Source organism: Methanobrevibacter millerae, assembly GCF_900103415.1.
GTDB classification, from domain to species: Archaea; Methanobacteriota; Methanobacteria; order Methanobacteriales; family Methanobacteriaceae; genus Methanocatella; species Methanocatella millerae.
Map to the genome: position 1 here is coordinate 120,164 of NZ_FMXB01000006.1, position 26,195 is coordinate 146,358.

Below are 26,195 nucleotides of genomic sequence, written 5' to 3' on the forward strand. Positions count from 1 at the left end.
TATGGATATTGAAGAGAAAATTCAGTTAATAGAGGAAGGAACCCTGGAGATTATAGACCGTGAAGAATTGAAGAAAGTTCTTGAAAAGGACGAACCTATAGCCTATACAGGTTATGAACCTTCCGGTAAAATCCATTTAGGCCATGCAGTAACAGTGCAGAAGCTCAAAACCCTGCAGAAATTGGGCTTTAAAATCAAAATATTACTGGCTGATTACCATGCGTTTTTAAATGGAAAGGGAAGCGTTGAAGAAATTGCAGAAACTGCAGACTACAACAAGAAATGTTTCCAGGCATTGGGCCTTGATGAAACAACCGAATACATTTACGGCTCATCATTCCAGCTGGAAAGCGATTATGCAGATAAAGTTTATCAGTTAGCTACCTTAACCACGTTAAAAAGGGCAAGAAGAAGTATGGATCAGGTAAGCCGTGCAGACGACAATCCGAAAGTTGCAAGCGTTATTTATCCGATTATGCAGACGGTCGACATGGCAGCCCTTGATGTGGATATCGCATTGGGAGGAATGGAACAGAGAAAAATCCAGATGCTTGCACGTGAAAATTTAGAGAAAATCGGCGAAAACGTTCCGGTTTGCATTCACACCCCATTACTGCACGGTCTTGACGGAGACGCCAAGATGTCTTCAAGCAAAGGCAATTATATTGCAGTGGACGATTCCGTTGAAGTGATTAGCAAAAAAATCAATAAAAGCTACTGTCCGCAGGGAGAAATTGAAGGTAATCCAATGATTGAAATAGCTGAAACCTTCGTTTATCCAAATCAGGATACTTTACTTATCAAAAGACCTGAAAAATTCGGTGGAGACATTGAATTAACCAAAGAGGAATTACTCAAAGAATTTGGTGAAGGCAACTTACATCCGATGGATTTGAAAAATGGAATTAAAGATTTCTTAATTGAATTCTTTGCTCCTGTAAGGAAATACATGGAGGAAAATTAAATGGAAGACATAGAAGAATATGAAATGGGATTACCTAACGGCGTCGGTGAAGCAATGCTTGCCCATGCCATTGAAAAATTTGACGTTAAGCTCGAACATTCAGAGTTCGGTCCCAAGCTTGTAGGATCATACGATGAACTTGCAAAAGCAAAGCAGTTCCTGGCAGATGCCATTGCTGAGAGATTAAAAGAATTGGAAGGATAATTATCCTTCAATTTACTATTTTTTTTATTGAATAAATTAATTATAGATTGTAAAACTTGTTTTAATGATTATTTAGAGTTTAGAAAATAATAGTTGCAAAACTCCAAAAATCAATTAAATTAGAAACATTACGTAATTTAGAAGTAATAATACCAATAGAATACAAAATAAACCTTAAATAACAAATAAAGTTAATTTAAAACCTAAAACTCTTTTTAAATACCTCTTAGAATTAAGTGAAAAATATTCACTAAACTATAAAAATCAAGCAATGATGAAAATAAGACATTATAATACTAACAGAAGCAAATTAACTCTAAAAAATACCTCTGCTTAAAGAGATTTATCCTATTTTTAATAAATCCTACAAATCAATGAATTCAACATCAACCTCATCATTAATTTTCAGTAATGCTATTGATGCGTTGGATTCGATTGGCCTGTTGCTGCTTCCAGGATTGATTAAAAGCATGTTATCAATTCTCTCACAACTTGGCTTATGAGTATGGCCGCTAACAACAATGTCTTCCCCATATTTCAATCCTAAAGCAGGCAAATCTTTAATCTTATCACCATGGACTAAAAGAATCGTTTTATCACCGATTTCAATGATTTCATGTTTATTCAAATCCAATTTGTCATTATTGCCCAAAACCGCAACAACGGGTGCGATTTTTTTTAAATCGTTTAATACGTCATAAGTTGTAATGTCTCCGGCATGCAATATTAAATCAACACCATTAAACTCTTTAACTATCTTTTCTGAAAGTTTTCCTCTTTTTTGAGTGATATGGGTGTCTGAAATCAATCCTACCAACATGGATTACCTCCATTAATATAGCAAATCCCAAATGTAATCCCGGTCAAAATCATCCCACCCATTATCGCCGGGAAAAATCACTTCGTCCTCAAATTCCTTTTCAATGAGATATTCGGCCATTTCATTGTCGAGCTTTGAGTGAAACTGCGAAACCGTTAAATTTGATTGTGGAGAATCTGAAATCAGCTTTTCGATTTCGGGCGTTATTTCACTTGAATTCCATGAAATGGAGAAAATGGAATTTCCAATGGAATAGAAGATGCGTGAAACATTCCTATCATTAACGCAGTGGACTGCCTCATGAGACCCGACAGTGACATTTTCCCTAAATGAGCTTTCACTGGCTATTTTAGCATATCCGCTATCAGTTAAAAAATCAATGCACAGTATTGAAAAAGTGCTTTCGTTATTGAAAATATATCCGTAGGATTTTAGTTCCCCGCCCAAATAGCTGTCGGGGATTTCAAAATCAATGCCCCTAATTTCAACGGCACTTGCCTGTGAAATCAGAATGAAAATAATTAAAAAAAGAAAAAGCCTTTTCATATTAATCAAATCATTAATCCATGAAATTGTTGACTCCCAGAATATACCAGCAGTTAGGACACATGTCTTCGTCGTCATCGACTAAAGTTCCGCAAACAGGACATTCCCACATATTTATCACCTTTTTATAAAATGCAATCTTTGCACAATCCGACGTGAGGCGCTACGGCCTTTTTAATGTCTGATGAAACCTTATTGATGCCTTTGTTTGCATCAATTATTTCATGATTGAAATCCTTGATGATTTCCAGGTAATTTGCCCGGACATTAGTTAAGAATTCCTCATTTTCGAATTCATCCTCACCGGAAGATCTGCTGACTGACTTTTTAACATCCAAATCCAATAATAAAACCAGATCCGGCTTTTTAGCATATTTATTCAAAACCTTAATCCAGTCCGCATGTTCCTGATAAGCGAGTGAGGAAATAAATGACCTGTCGGACAGTATGACCTTCTTATCATCGGACAATTTATCCATTATAAGCATTCTATCCGCCGCAAAAAGCAAACCCAAAGTCTTTTGAACATGGTCTGTCGTTGAATCAGGTCTTTGTAGGATTCTTCTAATCAGTTTTCCGACTTCAGAGTCCGTCGGTTCAACAACGCATTCCACTTCCAACCCATTTGCCTCTAGGAATTCCTTCAACAGATTTATTTGGGTGGACTTTCCGGCACCGTCAATTCCTTCAAAAACAATATACATAAAATTACTTTAGATGAGATTATATTTAAATTTTATTTGGTTATCCTGCGAGTGAAAAAAAGTATCTGAATACTTGAAGTAATGATTAATTAAACAATGCTTTAATAGAATTATCTATTGAAATATTGGCTGGTTTTTTAATTAAATGAAACTTAATTTGAAAAATGATTGATTTGAATTGCATCATCTCCTGAAGAATTTTTTAACGATTTCGTAAAATGCACTGAATGTAACCAATACAGGAATGATTTCCAGCCTGCCAATCCACATATTGAATATTCCAATAGCTTTCAACGGCAATTCTATCGATTGTGACATCTGTCCAATCTCCAATCCAACATTTCCCTGCATTGAAATGGTAAAAAATAACGAATCGAAAGGGTCGTGGCCAAATGAGCACATCAATATCCAAGTGACCACAATACATATCAAATACAAGGTTATGTAGTTCCCGCTTGCCGCTACGAGATCGTCCGTAATCTTTTTACCTGAAACCTCCAGTGAAACAACACTGCCCGTAGGGGACAATACCTCACGCAGATTTTTATATAATCCTTTAAAGAACGTAATGACCCTCATTAATTTAATAGCGCCTACTGTAGACCCGTTAGAACCTCCAACAAGCATCAATACCATTATGAAAATGATTACGTTAGCAGGCCATCCACCAATTACCGTTGAACTTTGAATGCTTGCTCCAGTTGTTGTTACGGCCGAAACAATGTGGAACAGGATATCCATAGGAAGTATGTTGGATATTAAATATACCAATAGGCTTGTAGCAGCTATTAAGGAAATCATTACCTGGAACTGCAAATCCCTAATCAGGGATCTGCCTCGTGATTTGATGATTTTAAAATGAACCATAAAGCTTGTTGCTCCCAGTATCATCAAAACGATTGTAATCATATTAATTAAATCATTATGGTAAAAACCGATGTTTGCATTCTTTACACTCATTCCTCCGGTTGAAATGGTACTGAATGTATGGCAAACCGAATCAAATAGAGGCATTCCGGCAATCACATACATAATAATTCCTGCAATGGTATAAACAAGATAAATTTTGAGAGTTTCCTTGATTGTGGCCTTGATAGAAGGTTTAAGACGGTCATCACGGGCTTCAGAGTTATATAATTTTGATGTTGTGCTACCAGGTTTTGCTAGAAAAGATATTATCAATACAATAATACCCAGACCACCAATCCATTGCTGAAATGCCCTGAAAAATAGTATACTGTACGGCAATACTTCCACATCAGGATATATTGTAATTCCGCTTCCGGTTAAAGCGGACATGCTTTCAAAAACGGCATCAATGATATTTATATCCGTTACAAAATAAAAAACCGCTCCACAGATTAGAGATGCCCACAGCCAAATCAATGCAGATATAATCATCCCATGCTTCAGGCGCATTCTATTTTCAGAGTATTCGCGAAATATTATCATGAAGACTGATCCTGAGGCGATAGATATTGCTGCAGGTACAATATAGTATATTAAATTGAATTCCAGATAAATCAAATCAACTATAATCGGAACAAGACACATCAGCCCTATTCCAATCATCAGTATCCCTGAGTTTCTTGCAATGATGAATATGTCTTTTTTGTTTACAAACCTCATAGAATGCCCATATAAATGCTATATTACATATTGAATAATTCAATATATAAATCTTAATAAAAGATTATATAAAAAATTATTGAGACATTAATTCATATTCAGTTCAAATAACACTACTTTTAATTAATACTAAAAACATATTTTATAATGTATAAATTATCAAAGGTGTAGGAAATAATGCATTTAAAAGAATTATTAGCTCCGGCAGGTTCCTATGACGTTTTAGTTATTGCAGTGAATGCGGGTGCCGATGCAGTTTATCTTGCAGGCCAGAATTATGGTGCCAGGGCTTTTGCTAAAAACTTTACAATGGAAGAAATAGAAAAGGCGGTTAATTACGCTCATTTAAATAATGTTAAAATCCATGTAACAGTCAATACATTAATAAACAACTTCGAAATAATTGACGTTATAGATTACCTGTTCAAACTCTACCAGATCGGCGTTGATGCTGTTATCGTGCAGGATTTCGGAATAATCCAATTATTAAAAAAACTGATTCCCGATTTGGAGGTTCACGCATCAACCCAGATGGCATTAAGCAATTACAGCGCCATGAAATGGGCATATGAAAACAACATCAAAAGGATTGTCCTTCCAAGGGAAAAAAGCGTTGAGGAGATTGGGAAAATCCACGATCAGCTTAAAAAAGATAACATCAACCTGGAACTTGAAGCCTTCGGTCATGGAGCATTATGCTACTGCGTTTCAGGAAACTGCTACATCTCCTCCTACAACAGCGGAAGAAGCGGAAACAGGGGAGCCTGTGCACAGCCATGCAGAAGGGAATATCGGTTAAAATACCGTGGCTACAACATAGGAAACGGATTTCTATTGTCAACCCATGACCTTGCAACTTACAACAATATCCAGGAAATAACGGATGCGGGAGTCACTTCCCTTAAACTTGAAGGCAGAATGAAGTCAGGAGACTATATCGGAACCATAGTCAACAGCTACAGAAACATCATTGACGGAAATCCGGGTGACTGGGAAAAGGATTTGCATCTTGTCTTCAACAGGCAGTTCACCAACGGATACATAATGAACGACAAGCCCGGAGAAGTAATGGGAAGAGGCAGTTCCGGACATGAAGGATTGTATATAGGAGACATTACAGACATTGACGGAACCAAAGTTACCATCGAAATCAAGAACAAAGAAATTCCGGTTATTCTGGAAAAAGGTGATGGAATAGCTTTCAAATACAACGGCAAAATCAAGGGAATCTATCTTGAAAACATAATAAAACAGGATGAAAATGAAATCATTATCGACACTACGCGTCTTGTAAAGGTCGGAACGGAAGTCTTCATCAGCTATTCGGCCAGAACCCATGAAAACCTAAAGCAGTTCAAAAAGGAAACAATACAAAGTAAAATTCCGATTAACGTGACATTCAACTTCCAGAATGATTTAACCGCAAACATCAAGGTCGAATATTACATTGACGATGAACTGATAAATTTCAGGCACAAGGGCATTGCAAGATTTGAAAAAGCCAAAAACCGGCCGATTACCACCGAATCCATAATAAAGCAGCTTGAAAAGACCGGAGGAACACCGTTTTACATGGACAATGTCGAGTTCAATGACATGCAGGATGATTTGTTCATCCCAATCAGCGGTCTGAATAAAATAAGAAGGGAAATCCTTGAAAAGGCAGAAGAACTGCTTTTAAATCACTTCACTCCAACCAAAAAATCTATTAAGGCTGCAAGAAAATTAATTGAAGAGTTTAAAGGCAATTATGAATCCTATGAAAACAAAAAGAATACGAAAGCCAGATTGTCCCTTTTTGCAAATGACTTGGCTCAAATCAGGGCGGCCAACGGTTTTGACCTGAAAAGAATATATCTGGACGTTAACTGCTCTTACAACAACGAAAAAGACTATTACGATAACATAAAAGACATTTTAAAGGAAGCCATACAAACGGCACCTGAAATCGAAATCGTATGGGTATTGACATCATTTATAAACGAATATGAATTGATTAAAGCTAATGAAATCATAAAAGAGCTTGAAAGCGAAGGATACATGATATCAGTCATGGTTGACTCACCAGGAGTTGAAGAAATCTTCGACTGTCCGATATACGGAAACCATAACCTGAACGTCTGGAATTCCTATGCCGTTGAATGTTTATCAAAATATAACGGTTTAATATTGTCATCAGAGCTTTCCGGACGTGAAATCAAAGAGATAACCCGCAAAAACTACATCAAGAATACCGATTTGGAAATGATCATTCACGGCAACCTTGAAGTCATTGTAAGCAAGGACGATTTCACCAATTTAAATGACGGCAGAGATTTTATTATCAAAAACAATTCCGAGTATGCTACTTTAGAAGACAAGAAAAGGAAAAAATTCAAATACAAGATATTTTTCGACTACAACAGACAGAGCCACATCCTCAACAAGGACTGTTTATGTTTAATCGAAGAGATGGCTGTAATCAAAAAACTGAATCTTGACAATCTAATTGTGGACTGCAGGTATTCGAATGAAAAGTACACCAAGCAGATTCTGTCAATCTATAATGACAGCCTGGGCGACGTCAGCCCTGAAAAATTAACCGAATTCAAATACAACATAATGGATTTCTCACAGTCATACATCAACAAGGGAAACTTCCTGGAAGGGAGATTGCATGAGGATTCCTGAGCTTCTTGCGCCCGTAGGGTCTGCAGAGCATTTGAAAATCGCGATAAATGCAGGCGCAAGTTCAGTTTACTTATCCGGAAAGGACTATGGGGCCAGAAAGTATGCCCAGAACTTTACCTTAGATGAAATCAGAGAGGCAGTAAACACGGCACATCTTCACAACGTCAGGGTTTACGTTACCGTCAATACGTTAATTATGCAGGACGAGCTTGAAGACGTCCTAAATTATTTGAATGAGCTATATGCAATTGGAGTTGATGCGGTTCTCGTTCAGGATTTGGGTCTGATAGAATTAATCAATAAACATTTGCCGAAACTCAAGATTCACGCATCCACCCAGCTGACATGTGAAAATCAGGACAAATTAGATTACCTGGAAAGCAAAAATGTCAAAAGGGTTGTTCTTCCAAGGGAAATGCGCAAAGAGGAAATCGAAAATCTCAAAACCGATATGGAGCTTGAAATCTTTGCCCACGGAGCGTTATGCTACTGCTATTCCGGCCAGTGCCTCATGAGCAGCTTTAAAGGCGGAAGAAGCGGAAACCGTGGAAGCTGCGCACAGCCATGCAGACAGAAATACAAGTTAAGCACTTCAAAAAAAGAGGATTACTATTTATCTCCAAAGGACTTGTGCCTATTCAATAAATTAGAGGAGATTTCCAAGCTGAATATCAGATGCATCAAGATTGAAGGGAGAATGAGAAGCAAGGAGTATTTGGCGGTTGTCATAAGCACCTACAGAAAAGCTTTAAATAAGCTGAAAAGCGGAAAAACATCAAAAAGCGAAGATCTGAACCTGGTTTTCAACAGGGGATTTACTGAAGGTGAGTTCTCAAGCACCTACCAAAGAAGCAGAAGGTCAGGACACATCGGACTTAAAATAGGTGAGGTAATTGACGTTAAGAACTCACAGATTGCCATCAGGCTTGATGACGACATTAAAGCCATACCCGAAAAGGGAGATGGAATACTTCTAATTAAGAATAATGAAGATTACGGAATGGAAATATCACAAAATCCCATAATTACAAGTTTTAATCATTTCAAGAAAGGAAAGCTAAAACAGATTAAGGATTTAAGCCGTGAAAATAAGGTATTAATCATCAAGAAGGTTCGCCAGAACAAGAAAAATACCTTCGATTTAACAGATTCAACGGTTTATCTCACCAAAAGAAACTCAGTTTCCAAATTCGTTAAAGAAATTGAAAACAACAAGTCCAGTTATATCAAATCAAAATTGATATTAACATTTTCTGTTAAAAACAAATATCCTCATTTGAAAGGACGGCTGACGCTTGCAAACCACAGGGAAGTGACCGCCGAAGTTACGGGAACCCATAAATTTGAAAAGCCTCTTAAAAGAAACGTGACCGGCGAGATGGTTGAAAAGCAGCTTTCAAAGCTGGACAATTATCCTTATCAGATTACTCAAATCAACATGAACTATGACGGTACCTTATTCATCCCAATAAAGGAGATAAACAAGATCAGAAGAGAATTATTGGAAAATTTGGCTGATGAAGTCTATAAATCCTACCAAAATGAAAAGGAAAAGATTAACTTAACGAGAAATGAAGCAAAAAGAAGCGATGAGATTTCACTGTCCTATTACACCAACAATTTAGATGATTTAAGAAAAATTTCAAAGGTAAAAAGGATTTATCTCGAAATTCCGCAAACGGACAGCATTAATTTCATGGTCAATTTCCTTAAAAAAGCCGTTGAATTATCCTATGGCAAGGATTACGAACTGATTTGGAAATGGCCGGACATCGCCCACGACAATCTCATCAGATCACTTAAAAAGGTAAGGGGAATCCTGGGTAAGATGAACATTAACCTGAAGGTTATGTCAAACAATTTCAAAGGCCAGTACGGCCCATACTCAATGAACATTACAAATACGCAATCCATCAATTCGCTTGAAAGCTATGAAGTGTTAACATTATCCTCGGAATTAACCAAAAAAGACTTTAAAGACATTTTAAGGGAATGTGAAGATAACTCAAAAATAGAAATAATGGTTCAGGGTTCGGTTGAACTTATGAAAACCCGCTACGGATTTAGGGAAAACGTAGAAAACGCCAAATTGATTGATAGAAAAGGCAGCGAATATCCCATACATAAAAGCCTTTCCGGTGAAGAACTGCTTATTTTCAACTGTGAAGACCTGTCATTAATAGACAAGCTGGAGGAGCTTAAATCATTCGGATGCATTAACTTTTCAATTGACGGACGTTTCAGGAACAGTGATTACGTAGATATGATTGACATTTATAATGATGCTTTAAACGGAAAAATAAGCCATGAAAAACTGATTAAAATTTCGCCTGAAAATACGATTGGAAATTATTAGTTATCATGCGCTCTAGGCAATATCATTTAAATATGAATTTTCAAAAATGTTAAATGGGTTTGGTAACATGGAAGGAGAATTACATACATTGCAGGAAATAAAAGGAATCGGAGATAAAATCTCTGAAAAAATAATAAAAAGCGTTGGAGGCGAAGAGGAACTCCAAAAAATAATAGATGACGTTGACGTTGAAAGAATAATAGCTATTGATGGAATAAGCCAGAGAAAAGCAATTTCCATCATGAACCAATTGCTCAACAATGAAAGCTATGACTTCATTAAAAGCGACAGGGCAACCGAAATCTATGAAGACATAATAAGCAAGATGTTATCATATTCCAACACTTCCTACTCAAAAAATAGAATCCTTTTGTTATCTCCTTCAAAAGACCTTGATAAAATCAAAAAGCAAGTTAAATTTGTAATGGAAGCCAAAGAAGAAGTTTCCAAAATGCCAATCATTAAATTAAGAGGCCTTATGAAAAACCTCAAAGAGCTCGAGGAACCCAAAGCCGAATATGATGCGAGCAAGGCAATCCTGGTTGAAAGTGAAGAGGACAATTCATATCTAACAGATTTAGGATTAAACCAATATTATCCAATTTTAACGGCAACGGATTCACCACTGCTCAGGGAAGAGCTGATGAATTATGATTTGATCTTTTACGTTTATTCCCAGGGAATTCTTGATTTTGAAGGAATGCCCAATCTGGTGATGATCAACATAGAGGAAAACGATTACGAAATCGTTCCCGAAAAAATCATTAACTTCTTTACGCAAAACCAGGACATTTTCGAGAGAGTTCATGAAATCCAGATGATAAGAAACCGGGAAAGTGTTTTGGGAGACATCATTCCAATCATTGAGGAACTTAATATCGTTGACAAGCAGGAAGTAGACATTGACGAACTTGTCAACTCTTTAAAATATGAGATGGATGAAGAGCTGGAAAAATCCATAAAAAATGTTGATCTTGAAGGAGATGAAATACTCAACCTATTAAACAATAACTTCCCACCAAAGATTAGCAATATATTTGAGGAAATTATAAGTAAACGCAAGGAAATTATCCGTGAAAAAACCGGACTGAATTTCGATCCTTACCTCAGGAAATATCCAATTGAAATCGACGACGATGAGGTTGAAAGAGTTAAACTGGAAAGGTCATCCAAAAAGGAAAACGACATTTTCGATTTGAAAAAGAACGCCGCCATACAGCTAAATTCAATAAAGCAAAAGGCTATTGAAGAGGTTAAAGACGTCATAAAGTTCGATTATGAGTTTGCACTCGGAAGCTTTGCATACGAATACGAACTGACAGAGCCCGAATTTACTAATGAAATCAGACTTAAAGGGGCGCTGCACCTTGACCTGTCACTTAAAAAGGATGATGACGATATCCAGAAAATCGACTATGAACTGAGCGAAAGCGAAAACATCGCCCTTTTAACTGGAGCAAACAGCGGAGGTAAGACAACCCTTCTTGAAACGCTGACCCAGATATCAATAATGGCTCAGATGGGGCTTCCGGTAAGCGCAGAGTCCTGTGAAATAAAATTATTCGATGAAATTTATCATTTCTCCAAAAAGCGATCACTTGACGCAGGAGCATTCGAATCATTCTTAAACGTCTTCATACCAATAGTAACAACACCTAGCGAGAAGCTGGTTCTGTTGGACGAACTGGAAGGAATAACCGAACTCGAAGCGGCAGTTAAAATAATATCAACATTCATAGACATGATCAAGGAATCCAATTCGTACGGAATCATAGTAACCCACATGGCCCGTGAACTTATGAATTACACTGACGTGAGGGTAGACGGAATTGAAGCAAAGGGACTGGACGAAAACTACAATCTTATTGTTGACAGAACCCCGAAAATGAATTTCCTTGCCAAAAGTACTCCGGAACTCATTTTAAAAAGAATCTATGAAAAATCAGATGATGAGCTGAAAGCGGTATATGCAAGAATTTTAGAAAAATTCTAAATACTACTTAAACCAAATCTATATCTTGATGAAAGTTATCCCTAAAGAAACAAATGACGATATCAAAAGAATAAATCAGATATATAAGGTTCTGAAGAAAAATGATTTCGGGTATTTGATAGAGGAAAATACTTTTTTTAAGAAATTTCCCTTTTTAAGGAACAGAAAGAAAAGTGATGACGATAAACTGCCCGATGAAACCATACCTATTAGAATCAGGAAAGTATGTGAAGATTTAGGTCCGGCATATATCAAATTAGGACAGATGCTTTCAACAAGGCCTGACCTGGTTGGTGTTGAAATATCTGAAGAGCTTCAAAAACTGAGGGATGACACACCTGCCATGGATTTTGATGAGATGAAAAAAGTAATAGAATCCGAATTGGGCAGCCCGATTGATGAAATCTATGATTCATTTAATGAAATGCCAATAGGATCAGCATCAATAGCACAGGTCTATACCGCAAAATTAAAGGAAAACGGTAAAGAAGTGGCGATTAAGGTTCAAAAGCCAAACATTGAAGAGATAATAAAAAGCGACTTGAAGCTAATGAAATTCCTTGCGGTACGGATTGACAAATACCTTTACAAAACAAAGATATACAACCTGCCTTCAATCGTTGACGAATTTGAACGTTCCATCCTAAAGGAAATCAATTTTGAAGAGGAAGTAAGAAACATGGAAGTTATGGCGAAAAACTTTGAGGACGTTTCTTATATCCACATCCCAATCCCATACAATGATTACAGCACTAAAAAAGTAATTACAATGGAATTGATTGACGGGATTGAATTAACCAGAGTGATTAAAAGCAACTGTGAAAAATACGATAAAAAGCTTATTGCACAAAGAGGAATGGATTCCTATTTCAAACAGGTCATGATTGACGGATTTTTCCATGCAGACCCCCACCCGGGAAACATAATGGTTTATGACGACAATACAATCTGTTATATTGATGTCGGAATGGTAGGAATACTCACTGACGATGTCCGGGGAAACCTTGCAGAGCTGATACTGCTTCTGTATAATGGGAATACAGACAATATAATCAACCAGCTAATCTATATGGACATAATATCACCTACACAGAATACTCCTGAATTAAAGGCAGACATTAACGATTTGATGAAAAAATACTATGGAGCAAAACTGAAAAATGCCAACGGAAGCATAGAGGATCTGGTTAAAGCAATGATTAACAATGACATCGTTCTTCCAAGGGAATTTGTAATGCTCGGCAGGGGATTGACTTTAATTGAAGAAAGCGGAAGAAAGTTAAATCCCGACTTCGATACGGGAGATGAACTAAAAAAAGTGGCGCAAAAGCTTCTCATTTACCAGGCATCCCCAAAAAGGGCATTCAACGTTACCAGCAATTTTCTTCTTGAAATGGGGCACTTGGCCAAAAACCTCCCGAACACCATGAACAGTACCATATCCAAGCTGGATGATGGCCAGTTAACCCTTAATCTTAAGCTCGAATGGCTGATGGAAGTTGCAAAGCAGATTACAATAGCAATTATAATAGCAGCAGTTATTGTAGGTTCATCAATAGCGATATTCGCAGACAGGGGCCCTAAACTATTCGACATATCAATAATAGGATTGATAGGATTCGTATTCAGTGCCGCCCTTGGTATTTATCTGGTTATACAGTATCTGATGATGGAAATGGATTGAGGTTAATATTTAAACCCACCCATATAAGAACAATCCTTATTTTCAACCGCTCATTTTAATTTAAATGATAGTATTGAACTATATATGAAGATTAAAACCATCGTGCATATTAAAAAAATGTATATAAATAACTATATATGAAGATTAAAACCATCGTGCATATTAAAAAAATGTATATAAATAAAATAACAAACTAATAATATCATTCATTGATGATTATACTGATACTGCAGGAAATATCCAAATGAGGCTTTTAATCAAATATTTGCTTAGAAAATATTGGAAAATACTGACATTGATTGTCATTTTTATGTTCATTTATACGTACTGTCAAATTGAGATTATCAGCGACCTTCCTATGCTGATGTTGCTTATTAAGGAATATACGATAGAACTGGACAGCATACTTGAAACGGGCATATTAACCGTATTTATTGCAGTAATACTGCTAGTTATATCTTCAGTAGGGGTTTCATATCTTTCAGTGAGATTCACATCCAATTTCGGCTATGATATCCGTGAAAAGCTCTTTGACATATATGCAAGCATGGATTCTATGGATGAATTTGACAAAATCGCTATTTCAGGTTTGATGACAAGGACAGTTAGGGGAATTGCATCATTCCAGGCAGCACTGATGACATTCATTAAGAAAGTCCTCTTCGTTTTGCTTTTGACAGTGACCATAACTATCTGTTTATATGATATAGATCCGAGGATGTCTTTAGTTTTCGCATTATCCTCACTGATTTTTTTAAGCATTTTCATTTATAAACTAATGGGATTGGCCAACAGTTATTTCAAGGTCAAGGCAATTCTCGGAAAAATCAACAAAAGATTCAGGGATAAAATCAGTGTTAGAAACTTATATAAGCAATACAATAAAGAAAAATTGGGCGAAAATGGATTTAAAAGCGTTGCGTATGAGTCATACCATAAGGGCTATCTCTTTCAGTACAGACTGAACATTTTCCTGGTGATTTTAATCGCAATGATTATCGTGCTAATTCTTGTCATATCCTACTTTGCCGCCACCTTCGAGATATCTTCCACGAAAATTATAGACATAATCCTCATTCTATTGATTATAAGCTACTATATAAGAAGCTTGAGTGGACTGATTTCATTTACAAACACTTTTCACATGACATATACCGGTGCAACCCGTATTGAAGACGTTTTAATTTTAGAAAAAAGCAAAAACGATGAAATTGAGGAGATAAGTGATTTTAAAGATATCAGATTGAATGATATAACTCTCGTTTATGATGAAAGACGCATTCTTTCAAACATATCCCTGGAGATTGAAAAGGGTTCGCATACATTGATTACCGGTGATGCCGGCAGCGGTAAAAGCAGTCTGATGAATTTTCTTATGGGATTTTACCGGGAATTTGAAGGGGAAGTCATAGTAGACAATAATGCCGTATCCCCTAAAAGCTTAAGAAGATTGATTTCCTATGCTCCAGACAATCCCAACTTTTTAAAGGACAGTGTGCTGGAAAATATTCGGCTGGGTGATGAAAGCATAAGTCCCGATGATGTGATTGAAGCCTGCAGGGTTTCACTGTTTGACAGGGATTTGGATTTTGAAGTTTATGAAAACGGGAAAAATCTGAACAGTGACTTAAAGCAGAGACTGTCCATTTCAAGAAGCATTGCCCATGAAAGAGAAATCTATGTTTTTGACAATTCATTTTCCACCATCAATTCCGAGGATAAGGAAATCATAATCAGGAATATCCTGGATAGACTTGATAACAAAACCTTAATATTCATCGATAATGACACTGAAAGCTATCCTCAAATTGACAAGGTCATAGAATTGAATGGCGGTGAGATCAATGGTTTATAAGTATTCCACAAAGGAACTGACCTCCAAGCTAATCAGTCTTCTTAAGGAGTATAAATATCAAATACTGGCAGCCATTACCATAATGATAATATCAGTCATATTATCAGTTTATGCTCCAAAACTTGTCGGAAAATTGATAAATTCATTAATGAGATATGCCCTAGATTTAAACGATACACCACCAAAAAATTTGTTCAATGACGTTATAATTATAGTGATACTCTTTACCATAAGCTATCTGATTAGAATACCTGCCAGCAGGATAATGGCCAAAACAAGCGAAGGCGCAATTCAGAAATTGAGAAATCAGTTATATGCAAAATTAAGCTATATTGACATTGACGAGTCAGAATTCGACGGCAACATAATGGCCAGAATCAACAATGACGTTGCCAACCTCAAGGCATTTATAAGCAACACAATAATTCTTTTCCTCTCAGACGTTGCAATAATAATATTTGTCCTTTGGATGAGCAGCGATATGGATTTGAAATTATCCGGAATACTTTTTGCATTGGCTTTGATTTATCCTTTTGTGATATATCCGTTTCACAAAAAAACAAGAGACCAATATAAAATCCATCAAAATGACTTGGGCAATATAATGGGTTTCATTGGAGACTTTCTGAAAAATCGTATGATGATTGAATCATTCAACAGTGAGGAGTATTCCCGAAAAAGGTTCAGGGAATATAATATCCGGCAAAAGGACAGTTATAAAAAGTCCAGATTTTATACTGAGGCAATGTATCCGGTCAACTCATTTATAACAATTAATCTGCAGGTATTTCTATATATTTATGGAGGACTTTTAGTATATGTCGGAAGCATAGACATGGGAACATTCACAACCTTTGTCTTATACTATCAGTTAATGAAAAAACCAATAATATCAATTGGAAATACATTGAATACCGTGAGAACTTCATATGCATGTCTGGATAGAATATATGAAATTTTGGATTCACCTGAAAAGAGAAAAGAAGAGTTTCCGGAAGTTGACGGCATCAGCGAAATCGAATTTGAAAACATCACCTATGGCGAGATAAAAGATTTCAATCTGAAAATCTTGCCTGGCGAACATGTCTGCCTTACAGGAGATAAGCGAAACGATTTAATTAAGATATTTTTAGGCCTTCTTGAAGCTGAAAACGGAAGCGTCAAAGTGAATGATTTGGATTTAAGCAAATATGATATAAATTCAAACAAAAATCTTATTGGAGTTTCAACAGAGGAAAATTACGTCATCGATGGAACTGTTGAAGAAAATATTGTTTGCGGAGACGAATTCAGCCCCGAAGATGTAATGGAAGTCTGTGAATCTATTGGACTGCACAGCTTAATTGAAAAATTCCCAGACCGGTATGAGACCAAAATATCATTTGACTCACATAATATAAGCACCCGTGAAAGAAAACTGATATGTCTTGCAAGAGCGTTGATGCGTGATCCGGAACTGCTGATTGTTGATTACAATAAGGATTTGGGAATTGATTTACTTACAAAAATTATTGAGGGCAGAACGACAATTGTATTGGCTCAGGATGATGATGTGGCGAATATGCTGGATATGAAGGCATTGCCAATTAATTGAAACAATACTAATCATATAACTTCAAAAATCAGAAATGATGCTTGTTGTATATTATACAAAATATTATTAGTTTAGCCCCACACTATTATACTTTAACCTAACTGCATATAAACGCACTAATCCTCTCTTGCTCTGTTCAAAATAAGAACAGAGTCAGAGAGATTTTTTTATTATTCTGGCAACCTGTATTCATACATAATCTTAAGTTTCCCATAGATTCTCCCCAGTTTCAGTTTGACTGAATCTTATCAATCAAATGAGCATCAGGAATTATTTCTTCACATACATTTCAATCTTGAAACAACATTACTATCTGCCAATTGATGTCTAAAATCATTTTTCAATGATATATACACAATTGAAACTTGAGCCGATTTTTTAAAAGATTGAGGGTAATGTGAAATCCGGACCTCAAGATTGAAAGGTGAAACATTACCATACATTTTATTGCATCCAAATGCATCAAAAACACATCCCTGCCCACAGCGGAAAAATCATCAATAACAATTAATATCCGAAAGAAGAAAAAGACTATCAAAGACACTTGGACGGTAAGTCATGGAAAGCGAAAAATACCTTGCGATAGATGTGGGCGGAACGGCAATAAAATATGTCACAGCAGACAGTACCGCAGAAATCTCCAAAATCAACGAAATTAAAACCCGAAGAGGCAAAGGGGAAGTCTTTGAATCATTGGATGAAATAATCTCACCCCAACTTAAGAACATATCAGGCATTGCGATGTCGTTTCCTGGAAAAATCGATGCTGAAAAGGGAATCGCCCATACGGCAGGAGCATTCAGATGGATGTCTGACTTGCCTTTGAAATCCATACTGGAAGAGAAATACACAAAACCGGTATGGGTTGAAAATGATGGAAAATGCGGGGCACTGGCGGAATTCTGGAAGGGAAATCTTCGAGGTGTTAAAAACGGAGTTTTTATTGGACTCGGCACAGAAATAGCAGGTGGAATAATACTTGACGGCAAGCTCTATCGAGGGTCATTTGGCTCTTCAGGGGAATTTTCAAGTATGTTAGGCCGTCTTAAGGATCCTGACAACGATGAACGCTTCGGAAAAATTGCAGGACACAAAAGCCTTACAGCAGATTTTGCTGACAGCTTCGAGTTCTTTGAAAACTACAGAAACAACAATGAAACTGCCATAAAAGCAATGAAGGAATATTCACAAACGGTTGCAGCAGGAATAGTAAACATCCAATCAATACTGGACGTTGAAAGGTTCTGCATCGGAGGAGGAATATCAGCCGAAGATGTGGTGATTGAAGAAATTCAAAAAAGTCTCAGGGAATTTCTAATGGTGAAATCCGGCGAAGCGATAAACGAGCCTTCAATCGTTAAATGCCGTTTTGGAAATGCAGCCGGATGTATCGGAGCATTATACAACTTTCTGGTAATGGAAAAAAATTACTTTTAACTCTCACAGAATAATTTTAGAACTTGAAAATATAAAAATAATAAATAAATTCTGCTAGTTTCATAGGTGAAAAAATCTACATGAAATCTAGAGTGAGGAAAACAAAAAACAACAAACTTTCAACACAGTTAATGTGGTCCAGTAATTCCGGCAAGAGTGGAAACAAAATGGTGCATGAAAGATCCATAGAAAAAATGATACATATTTAACCAATTAAATACTTAAATTCTTATTTTAAACAAGTAAAATAATTAAATAAGGTTTTAAAAACTTTAAAATTTAGATTTTGCCCACATACTATGCAAAATATTTACTACTTTTAACTAAACAACATAATATTTGGCTCTGTCCGATTTGGTACTGATGTTTAGTTTTTGTTTTTTATTACACATCGTTTGATCCATCTGATGTCATTGAGTTTTATTCTGATGAGTAATCCTCGATATGTTTTGAAAATTCTTTTTATTTTGCCCGGAAGTGTTGTTTTATAAAAACCTTCAATCAAATTATTCGTACTTGGTATTTTCCGGTTAATTATGTGTTGTATTGTTTTATCTAAGTATTTGGATAAGTTTTTAATGAATGCTTTTATTTCTTTTGGCAGTTCTTCTAATTTTTCGTATAGTTCATTTCTACATGATGTTTTCAACAAATATCAAATTAATCTTATTAACTATTGGAAACATGCGCATGAAAAATTACTAGGATGCCTAACTCCGGAATATCTTGAAACTTATTTTAATAATCGATTTCAAGCACTTCCCTGAACATGTTTTTTAATTCATTGCGGGTTTCATCAGAATAGGTATTGTCATTTTCATCATACAATGTAAACATTGCCAGTTCATATACGATTCTGTTCATTGATTTTCCATATTCCGTCAGACAATATTCAGTAGTTACCGGTGTTGTATTCAAAACTAGCTTTTCAATTAATCCTTTTTCTTCAAGTTCCTTTAAACAATTTGACAATACTTTATTGCTTAAATTGGGTTTGTCCTCTTTAAACTCATTGAAATGTTTTTTACCAAAGAACATATCTCTTATAATCTGTATACACCATTTTTTATTTATCAAATTTAGAGTCACATCAACAGGACAGACAACTCGTTCACCTTTCATATTGTATAATCTGTTTTGGGTTATTAATTATATTTTTAGGTTACCTTCAAGTAACCAAGTTTCCTTTAAGTTACAAAAATCATTTAAATAGTTAACTCCAATTATAATATTGAACTAATATAGGAGGAATTAATATAAACACACAGCAACAATTAGACTTTTTAATCAAGTATTTAATTAATGAACGTGATGAAGAAATAAATATTCCAAAGGACATTAATGATAAAAAATTACTGTTTAGGTCTCTTGTGAATGTAAGGCCTCCTTTAGAGGTGTCAGATGAATTTTTACATATTCAGGACGAATTTTTGACTAATGAAACATTAAACAAGAATCTGACTTCAGCCGAAGATATCACTGAAATCAAAGGGAAAGTAGCGTTATGGCGGGGAGACATTACCACGCTGAATGTTGATGCAATCGTGAACGCCGCCAATTCAAAATTACTTGGCTGTTTTATTCCCCTGCACAACTGCATTGACAATGTTATTCATTCTTCAGCAGGAATACAATTAAGACAGGAATGCAGTGAAATAATGCACAGACAGGGTCATGATGAGGAAGTCGGAAAAGCAAAAATTACCAATGCATATAATTTGCCTTCAAAGCATGTAATCCACACTGTAGGACCTGCAATTCCTTATGGGGCGGAACCTTCCAATGAAGACTGTGAAAAACTATCAAGTTGCTATAAGTCATGTTTGGATTTGGCCAGTTATAATGAACTTAAATCAATTGCATTTTGCAGCATTTCAACAGGCGTTTTTAATTTTCCTCAAAGAAAAGCAGCTGAAATCGCAATCAAAACAGTTGAAGATTATTTGAATGAAAATAAAACATCACTGGAAAAAGTGATTTTTGATACATTCTCACAGAGGAGTTACCTAATTTATAAAAATTTATTGTTTGGAGGATAACTAATGGATAAATTCGTTTTAAGATTGGATAAAGCTATTGATGCTATTAATGATGCAGATTATGTGCTTATAGGTGCAGGTGCAGGTTTTTCAGCGGCTGCCGGAATAGAATATTCTGGCAAACGTTTTGAGGATAACTTCGCCGACTTCATTGAAAAATATGGTGTAACAGACATGTATTCCGCTACATTCTACCCTTATGAAACTCAAGAAGCAAAATGGGCTCATTGGGCACGTCATGTCTATGTGAACAGATATTCTGTTGGAAAAACAAAATTATACGAACAGCTGCTTGATTTAGTGAAAGATAAGGAATATTTTGTCTTGACAACCAATGTCGATCATCAGTTTTGGATTAATGGCTTTGAGGATGAAAGGATATTTGCAACTCAGGGAGATTATGGTCTGATGCAGTGTGAAACGGCATGCCATGATAAACTGTATTCGAATAGGGAATTAGTCTTTGAAGCTATTGAAAACACCCATGACTGCATGATTCCATCAGATTTGGTTCCCGTATGTCCTGTTTGCGGAGGCAATATGGAAATCAATGTCAGAAAAGACAACTACTTTGTTGAAGATGAAAAATGGCGTGAAATGCATGACAACTACTCAAAATTTTTAGAAAAAATAGGAACTGATGACAGATTGGTCCTATTGGAACTGGGCGTAGGTTTCAACACACCAGTAATCATCAGATATCCGTTTGAGCAGATGACACATAATAATCCAAACGTTAAATTAATTCGATTAAATAGGAGTTATGCGCAGGCAATACCTGAAAACAAGGATAAGACCATTAGCTTTGATGAGGAAATTTCAGAAATCTTTGACTATTGGACAAAAAGAATATAACTACTAAAAAGTTACCATGTAATCCTAAAGTTACAAAAACAATTTGTATAAGCTTGAATAACCTATTAAATATAAAAATACAGGGATTGGTAAAAATGAGTGAAGTTATAAACTTTTTAAAAGAAAATTCTTTAATATATCTAGCAACTGGTGGATCAGATGGAAACACAAAAGTAAGGCCAATTCTATTTTAATTTGAAGAAGATGGAAAACCCCTTTCTGTAGCGCAAACACGAAACCAATGTTTAAGGAATTGAATGCGGAACCAAACTGTGAAATGGTCGTTGCAACACATGAATTCTCAGGGTTAAGAATTTCCGGTGCGGTTGAATTTACAGACAGCATAGAATTAAAACAACAAGCAATTGATTCCAACGAATTAGTTAAAACTTATATGAAACTCCGGAAAATCCTGCATTTGAAGTGTTCACCATTACCGGAATGCAAACAGAAATACATTGGATAGCGATTTTGGGAACAGCCATAACACTGGGATAATATGTTTAGCTATCTGTACACTCAGCATCTATCCAATAACAAGATTAAATCGACCTATAATTTCTTTATTGGGATTTATTGTCTCTGCAGCCATACTTTTCACATTCATGCATAGCTATGGTAATGAATCCATTCTTTGCTTTATCATTGCCGATATTATTATCATAATTCTAAAAAGTTGATTTGATACAAGGCCAGATTGATGCCATGGATACACTGATGGGAATGTGTATGAACGAGCTCAAAGGAAAAGCGGATTGAGGACTTGTAAACCAAATCGTTCGTGAAGAAATTCAAAGACTAATTTATGGAAACACAATGAGTTTCCAATAACTCTTTTTTTAATTCTTGCTAAAGAGTGACCCCTCATCCAGGGTTTTTATTTTGAAAATCACTTTTCGGGTTAAAGCGTAGAATATCAGTTCGTACAGTACCTTGAACACTATCTGACAGCAGATCATGGTCAAAACCAAATCATTCGGCAGAACTCCGTAGAATGAAACAAAAATGAAAATTACAGAATCGACAGTTTCCCCTATTATGGTACTCACTATAACGCGTACAAAAAGCAGATCAGAATATTTTTCCTTTAATTTGACAAGTACTTGGGAATTTAAAAGATTGCCCATCATGTAGGAAATAAGCCCTGCTACAAACAGCCTGGGTGTTGTTGAGAGAAGCGCTGCAAATGCAGGGGCATTGGGACTGTTTGAAGGAAATATCATGGCAACCTGATATAGGGCAACTACCACAACATTGATGATGAAACCCAAATAGATAATATTTTTTGTCAGTTTAAAGCCGTAAATTTCAGATAGGATGTCATTAACAATAAATAGTATCGGAAATGTCAATATAGAACATGGCAAAGCTATGAAGCTTATTTCCAGTGTTCGAGTAGCCAATATGTTGGATGCAATCATGCAGGCACAAAATATTCCCGCAAGATATGCATATGCTTTAGTCTTATTCATGTTTTCAAACATTCAAAAATCACCCATTGTTAATTAATTTATCACTCAGCATTAATTTATCTTTTGATTGGAAACAATAATGACAGCTCACAGAATAATTCACTATTTCCAATAGGAATGCAAAAATAATAATTCATATTAAAACCTTAAAAATGATTATGCCCTTGGAGAGAGATAATTATGGTTCTCATATTGGAAAAATAGCTATTTCCAAAATTAGTGAGATTTATGAATATACGGAGAAACTGTTGAAGACTGTGGAGGCTTATTTGAAAAATAAGAAATGATTAAACCCCACTAACTGTTTTAAGATAAGGAATCTTACTTAAGACATAAGGCAGAAGCCAGCTTAAAAATACTATCAGCACAAACATCAATGGAAAGAGCAGGTTGGATCCGGGATTGTGGTAGGACAGTTCTTTTACAACAATCACGTGAGAGAAGTACATTCCATAACTGCATACGCTTAATGAAATAATTACCTTTCCAATGAAATTATCCTTGATCCTGCTGAATATGTCCAGTCTGTCCAGGCACATTATAAACAGGAAGAGTCCAATGCCCATGAACATGTTCGGCAGGTTCTCATATCTTATCAGACCGACCTTTGTGTAGCCTAAGTATACAAAGACTGCCAGAGAAATTATAAGTATTATCAATCCTGAAATGCAGAGTTTCTTATCATTCAGCTTAAATTCCTTGTTGGCAAGATAATAACCGAGTACAGGATATCTTTAAATATTTCAAATATGGTCATTTTTTTATAAAAGATCCTGATGGAAATTATGGTATAGCATATTATCAAACCTGCTTATATGGAACCTTAAAGCCGGGGGAATTTTTGATTATTCCGAATGAGTATTATGGTTTTCACGAGGGAAATGCTACGGAATATGCAATAGATCCCGTTGACGCGATAATAGAGATTTGCTCTTATGAGAATACCTGCTGGAATAGACGTAATCTTTATTCTTATGATTATAAGCTGCATGATACTCCCGACGGGCAGAAGTATGGTGTTGACATTTATGCAACCGATGATAATGGACTTAATGTCGGTTTGAATACTTCAAAAATTGTAACCTATGTCTATTGGAATGATGATTTTCATCCTGCTTCAACTATTCCGCAAAATCCAAATAAACTGTATTTAGGAACCCACATCTTCGAAAAACAGCCAGCAGATTCTGTTTTTAAGGTGGTGAATAGTTCAAGCAATGTCTTAGTCAATACCGAGACCAGTGTACATTATAGAATAAACAATATTGATGATGAAATGAGTGTTGTATTCGTTTTGGATGATGACGTTGAATTCATTGATGCTGAAGTCTCTCAAGGAGACTATCATTATGATTCAAGTCAAAATATACTTTACTGGAATCTCTCTGCATCCAATGGTTTTAATGACATTATTCTAAATGTTAAGCCAAAGGCAAAGGGAATCTATAATATCCGTTCATATGTTCAGGGCACGGATGATGAAATCAATGTGACCTCATATGCAACAGATTACGGTGTCATCTTAACATCGGAAAATGTCACGACATATAAGACTTATTATAAAAGTTTAGAGGTTTATTTAACTGATGGCAGTATTCCTTTAATCGGCGAGAAAGTATTCATCATGATTGATGGAACCACTTATGAGCGCGAAGTCACACCTAAAGGCTATGCCGCATTATCCATAATGTTGCAACCAGGAGAATATGATGCCATTATCTCTTAAGATGGACAATTCGGCAAGAATCAAACCACTTCCAAAATTATTGTTAAAAAAACAATATTAAGTGATGATTTAAATGTTTTCTATGGGCAAACTTATGCATTTAATGTAAGCTTTTTGGATGAAAACGGGAATGCTTATGCAAATGGATCTGTTGACTTTTCCGTTGACGGCACTTTAATAAACAAACTCACTGATGCTAACGGCACCTATAGTTTGGAGATTTATCGTGACCTTTCTAAAATACCTAAGTTAACACCTGGAAATCATACCATTACTTCATATAATGACAGAACTAACGAGTACGTAACCAATAGAGTAATTATTAAAGAACCTGTTTGCGATTTGTCCATTACCAAAACGGCAAATGCTTCATCCATCCACATTAGTGACCGTGTGAAATGGACAATCAATGTTTTAAATAACGGTCCCTGTGATGCTCATGGCATTTTGGTAACTGATGCATTGCCATCAGGCATTAAAATTATATCATATAATGCATCCAAAGGATTCTATGATGAGAAACGTGGAATATGGACAATCGACAATTTGACTATTGGCGAAAGCATAACCTTGGAGTTGAATTGCATTGCACTTGAGGAAGGATTGTTTACCAATAAGGTAAATGTCATCTGCAACGAGACTGACAACAATCTATCAAACAATTATGCTAATTCTACCGTTGAAGTCATTGAAAATGTGACACCAGTACCTCCAAGCCCTCCAACTCCAAATCATTCAAATACAACAAATTCAACTTCAGTACAAGTAGCCGAACCTGCAAAAATGTTAGCTGCTGGCAATCCAATAGCTTATCTCATTGCAGTTATCATGGTTATATTTGGCAGTATTTGGATTCCAAACAGGAAAAGATAAATTAAAATTTAACTAGATTTCGCATCTAGTTCCTTTTTTCTTTTTTTAAGGGGTTTGTCAATAAATCCTTAATTTGATTATTTTACTTATTTTTTCTATTTGACTATTAAATTGCCTTTTATTTTTGTTTTATTCTTTTAAGAACTCTTATTTTTAATATTTTTGAGAATTTTTATTTTGGCATTTTTTGATTTTTTTATTCTGGAAAAGATCTTGAGATTCATCTTGAATTAGAAATATTTTTTTCTTTTTAAAATTCTTTAAATTAAAAACAACTTATGTATATTATTTTAATTACTTTTATTTAGTTTAATATTACTTAAAATTTAAAATAAATAATTATAAATACTTTAAATTACATATTATTATATAAGAATTATTTATTAAATTTTTTAGATAAAATTTATGTGTTTAATTTAATTTTCACGGAATTTTCATTGATTTTTAGTGAATTTTCATTGAAAATTAAAACCTCTGAATAATTCTTTAAACTGAATAATACTTTGATTTTTCATGCCAGTTATGGAATTGAAAGAGTATAAAGATGGCAGTATTTTAAATAAACTTAAACAGGAGGGGGATTGTCCTAAAATGTTGTTAACAATCACTAATTTTGCATTCAGCAAAATGGTTCAAAATTTAATGCATCAATTGGATTCAGAATTCGAATCCAAACGTGGACGTCCAGCATATCCTCGAACACTACTTTTAATAGTAGTATTGTACTGTTTTAGCATAGATATTGCCAATTATACTAAAATGGAAGAAGAATGT

General features: G+C 35.4%; 22 protein-coding genes. 15 read left to right on the forward strand and 7 right to left on the reverse strand.

Annotated elements, in window-relative coordinates; genetic code table 11:
• The first annotated feature begins 1 nt into the window (after nucleotide 1).
• Both F3G70_RS05065 and F3G70_RS05070 read left to right on the forward strand, forming a co-directional pair.
• Nucleotides 2–964 carry a tyrosine--tRNA ligase gene (locus tag F3G70_RS05065; RefSeq protein WP_149731617.1) on the forward strand — a complete coding sequence of 321 codons (963 nt, stop codon included), beginning with the start codon at nucleotides 2–4 and terminating at the stop codon, nucleotides 962–964.
• Nucleotides 965–1,168 (forward strand): hypothetical protein, encoded by a 204-nt coding sequence (locus F3G70_RS05070; protein ID WP_149731618.1) that lies wholly within the window; start codon nucleotides 965–967, stop codon nucleotides 1,166–1,168.
• A 364-nt stretch (nucleotides 1,169–1,532) separates the two neighbouring features.
• Here F3G70_RS05070 and F3G70_RS05075 read toward each other — a convergent pair whose 3' ends face one another.
• The 4 genes from F3G70_RS05075 to F3G70_RS05090 all read right to left on the reverse strand — a co-directional run bounded on the left by F3G70_RS05075 (nucleotide 1,533) and on the right by F3G70_RS05090 (nucleotide 4,867).
• On the reverse strand, nucleotides 1,533–1,988 hold the full coding sequence (locus F3G70_RS05075) for a metallophosphoesterase (protein WP_149731619.1): 456 nt from the start codon (nucleotides 1,986–1,988) through the stop codon (nucleotides 1,533–1,535).
• A 12-nt stretch (nucleotides 1,989–2,000) separates the two neighbouring features.
• Entirely contained in the window at nucleotides 2,001–2,534 is a 534-nt protein-coding gene (locus tag F3G70_RS05080; RefSeq protein ID WP_149731620.1) for a hypothetical protein, read from the reverse strand.
• A gap of 125 nt (nucleotides 2,535–2,659) precedes the next feature.
• Nucleotides 2,660–3,238 carry a dTMP kinase gene (tmk, locus tag F3G70_RS05085; RefSeq protein ID WP_149731621.1) on the reverse strand — a complete coding sequence of 193 codons (579 nt, stop codon included), beginning with the start codon at nucleotides 3,236–3,238 and terminating at the stop codon, nucleotides 2,660–2,662.
• 183 nt (nucleotides 3,239–3,421) lie between these two features.
• On the reverse strand, nucleotides 3,422–4,867 hold the full coding sequence (locus F3G70_RS05090; protein ID WP_149731622.1) for a TrkH family potassium uptake protein: 1,446 nt from the start codon (nucleotides 4,865–4,867) through the stop codon (nucleotides 3,422–3,424).
• A 177-nt stretch (nucleotides 4,868–5,044) separates the two neighbouring features.
• On the opposite strand from F3G70_RS05090, the gene F3G70_RS05095 reads away from it, so the two are divergent.
• From F3G70_RS05095 to F3G70_RS05125, 7 genes are all read left to right on the forward strand, one after another.
• Nucleotides 5,045–7,537 (forward strand): U32 family peptidase, encoded by a 2,493-nt coding sequence (locus F3G70_RS05095; protein WP_149731623.1) that lies wholly within the window; start codon nucleotides 5,045–5,047, stop codon nucleotides 7,535–7,537.
• On the forward strand, nucleotides 7,524–9,893 hold the full coding sequence (locus tag F3G70_RS05100; protein ID WP_149731624.1) for a U32 family peptidase: 2,370 nt from the start codon (nucleotides 7,524–7,526) through the stop codon (nucleotides 9,891–9,893). Before F3G70_RS05095 ends, F3G70_RS05100 begins: the two co-directional genes overlap by 14 nt.
• A 67-nt stretch (nucleotides 9,894–9,960) precedes the next feature.
• Complete coding sequence (locus F3G70_RS05105) at nucleotides 9,961–11,886, forward strand: MutS-related protein (RefSeq protein WP_149731625.1); 1,926 nt, start codon at nucleotides 9,961–9,963, stop codon at nucleotides 11,884–11,886.
• A 28-nt stretch (nucleotides 11,887–11,914) separates the two neighbouring features.
• Nucleotides 11,915–13,570 (forward strand): ABC1 kinase family protein, encoded by a 1,656-nt coding sequence (locus tag F3G70_RS05110; protein ID WP_149731641.1) that lies wholly within the window; start codon nucleotides 11,915–11,917, stop codon nucleotides 13,568–13,570.
• A 244-nt stretch (nucleotides 13,571–13,814) separates the two neighbouring features.
• A complete protein-coding gene (locus F3G70_RS05115; RefSeq protein WP_149731626.1) occupies nucleotides 13,815–15,425 on the forward strand; it encodes an ATP-binding cassette domain-containing protein in 1,611 nt (536 codons plus the stop codon).
• Complete coding sequence (locus tag F3G70_RS05120; RefSeq protein WP_188118083.1) at nucleotides 15,415–17,019, forward strand: ABC transporter ATP-binding protein; 1,605 nt, start codon at nucleotides 15,415–15,417, stop codon at nucleotides 17,017–17,019. The genes F3G70_RS05115 and F3G70_RS05120 overlap by 11 nt, the downstream gene beginning before the upstream one ends.
• Nucleotides 17,020–17,577: 558 nt before the next feature.
• A complete protein-coding gene (locus F3G70_RS05125) occupies nucleotides 17,578–18,456 on the forward strand; it encodes an ROK family protein (RefSeq protein WP_149731628.1) in 879 nt (292 codons plus the stop codon).
• 738 nt (nucleotides 18,457–19,194) lie between these two features.
• Here the strand turns inward: F3G70_RS05125 and F3G70_RS05130 are convergent.
• The gene (locus F3G70_RS05130; protein WP_149731629.1) at nucleotides 19,195–19,578 is read right to left on the reverse strand and encodes a winged helix-turn-helix transcriptional regulator; all 384 of its coding nucleotides are present in this window, start codon (nucleotides 19,576–19,578) and stop codon (nucleotides 19,195–19,197) included.
• A 134-nt stretch (nucleotides 19,579–19,712) separates the two neighbouring features.
• On the opposite strand from F3G70_RS05130, the gene F3G70_RS05135 reads away from it, so the two are divergent.
• From F3G70_RS05135 to F3G70_RS12255, 3 genes are all read left to right on the forward strand, one after another.
• Nucleotides 19,713–20,495, forward strand: coding sequence for a protein-ADP-ribose hydrolase (locus F3G70_RS05135; protein ID WP_149731630.1), 783 nt, complete (start codon nucleotides 19,713–19,715; stop codon nucleotides 20,493–20,495).
• A gap of 3 nt (nucleotides 20,496–20,498) precedes the next feature.
• A complete protein-coding gene (locus F3G70_RS05140; protein WP_149731631.1) occupies nucleotides 20,499–21,350 on the forward strand; it encodes a Sir2 silent information regulator family NAD-dependent deacetylase in 852 nt (283 codons plus the stop codon).
• A gap of 241 nt (nucleotides 21,351–21,591) precedes the next feature.
• Nucleotides 21,592–21,816 carry a hypothetical protein gene (locus F3G70_RS12255; protein WP_223166014.1) on the forward strand — a complete coding sequence of 75 codons (225 nt, stop codon included), beginning with the start codon at nucleotides 21,592–21,594 and terminating at the stop codon, nucleotides 21,814–21,816.
• Nucleotides 21,817–22,189: 373 nt separating this feature from the next.
• Here F3G70_RS12255 and F3G70_RS05150 read toward each other — a convergent pair whose 3' ends face one another.
• Complete coding sequence (locus F3G70_RS05150; RefSeq protein ID WP_149731632.1) at nucleotides 22,190–22,834, reverse strand: queuosine precursor transporter; 645 nt, start codon at nucleotides 22,832–22,834, stop codon at nucleotides 22,190–22,192.
• 275 nt (nucleotides 22,835–23,109) lie between these two features.
• Nucleotides 23,110–23,481 carry a hypothetical protein gene (locus tag F3G70_RS05155; protein ID WP_149731633.1) on the reverse strand — a complete coding sequence of 124 codons (372 nt, stop codon included), beginning with the start codon at nucleotides 23,479–23,481 and terminating at the stop codon, nucleotides 23,110–23,112.
• 182 nt (nucleotides 23,482–23,663) lie between these two features.
• Here F3G70_RS05155 and F3G70_RS05160 point away from each other — a divergent pair, with 182 nt between their 5' ends.
• The 3 genes from F3G70_RS05160 to F3G70_RS12260 form a co-directional block, all read left to right on the forward strand.
• The gene (locus F3G70_RS05160; RefSeq protein ID WP_149731634.1) at nucleotides 23,664–24,548 is read left to right on the forward strand and encodes a hypothetical protein; all 885 of its coding nucleotides are present in this window, start codon (nucleotides 23,664–23,666) and stop codon (nucleotides 24,546–24,548) included.
• A 114-nt stretch (nucleotides 24,549–24,662) separates the two neighbouring features.
• A complete protein-coding gene (locus F3G70_RS05165; RefSeq protein WP_188118084.1) occupies nucleotides 24,663–25,421 on the forward strand; it encodes a DUF11 domain-containing protein in 759 nt (252 codons plus the stop codon).
• A 522-nt stretch (nucleotides 25,422–25,943) separates the two neighbouring features.
• On the forward strand, nucleotides 25,944–26,195 hold a 252-nt coding region (locus F3G70_RS12260), incomplete at its 3' end, for a hypothetical protein (protein WP_223166015.1).

Bases quoted from the DNA above. Each gene is read 5' to 3' on its own strand.
- F3G70_RS05065 (WP_149731617.1), top strand. From the start codon at position 2: ATGGATATTGAAGAGAAAATTCAGTTAATAGAGGAAGGAACCCTGGAG.
- F3G70_RS05070 (WP_149731618.1), top strand. From the start codon at position 965: ATGGAAGACATAGAAGAATATGAAATGGGATTACCTAACGGCGTCGGT.
- F3G70_RS05075 (WP_149731619.1), bottom strand. From the start codon at position 1,988: ATGTTGGTAGGATTGATTTCAGACACCCATATCACTCAAAAAAGAGGA.
- F3G70_RS05080 (WP_149731620.1), bottom strand. From the start codon at position 2,534: ATGAAAAGGCTTTTTCTTTTTTTAATTATTTTCATTCTGATTTCACAG.
- tmk (WP_149731621.1), bottom strand. From the start codon at position 3,238: ATGTATATTGTTTTTGAAGGAATTGACGGTGCCGGAAAGTCCACCCAA.
- F3G70_RS05090 (WP_149731622.1), bottom strand. From the start codon at position 4,867: ATGAGGTTTGTAAACAAAAAAGACATATTCATCATTGCAAGAAACTCA.
- F3G70_RS05095 (WP_149731623.1), top strand. From the start codon at position 5,045: ATGCATTTAAAAGAATTATTAGCTCCGGCAGGTTCCTATGACGTTTTA.
- F3G70_RS05100 (WP_149731624.1), top strand. From the start codon at position 7,524: ATGAGGATTCCTGAGCTTCTTGCGCCCGTAGGGTCTGCAGAGCATTTG.
- F3G70_RS05105 (WP_149731625.1), top strand. From the start codon at position 9,961: ATGGAAGGAGAATTACATACATTGCAGGAAATAAAAGGAATCGGAGAT.
- F3G70_RS05110 (WP_149731641.1), top strand. From the start codon at position 11,915: ATGAAAGTTATCCCTAAAGAAACAAATGACGATATCAAAAGAATAAAT.
- F3G70_RS05115 (WP_149731626.1), top strand. From the start codon at position 13,815: ATGAGGCTTTTAATCAAATATTTGCTTAGAAAATATTGGAAAATACTG.
- F3G70_RS05120 (WP_188118083.1), top strand. From the start codon at position 15,415: ATGGTTTATAAGTATTCCACAAAGGAACTGACCTCCAAGCTAATCAGT.
- F3G70_RS05125 (WP_149731628.1), top strand. From the start codon at position 17,578: ATGGAAAGCGAAAAATACCTTGCGATAGATGTGGGCGGAACGGCAATA.
- F3G70_RS05130 (WP_149731629.1), bottom strand. From the start codon at position 19,578: ATGAAAGGTGAACGAGTTGTCTGTCCTGTTGATGTGACTCTAAATTTG.
- F3G70_RS05140 (WP_149731631.1), top strand. From the start codon at position 20,499: ATGGATAAATTCGTTTTAAGATTGGATAAAGCTATTGATGCTATTAAT.
- F3G70_RS12255 (WP_223166014.1), top strand. From the start codon at position 21,592: ATGTTTAAGGAATTGAATGCGGAACCAAACTGTGAAATGGTCGTTGCA.
- F3G70_RS05150 (WP_149731632.1), bottom strand. From the start codon at position 22,834: ATGTTTGAAAACATGAATAAGACTAAAGCATATGCATATCTTGCGGGA.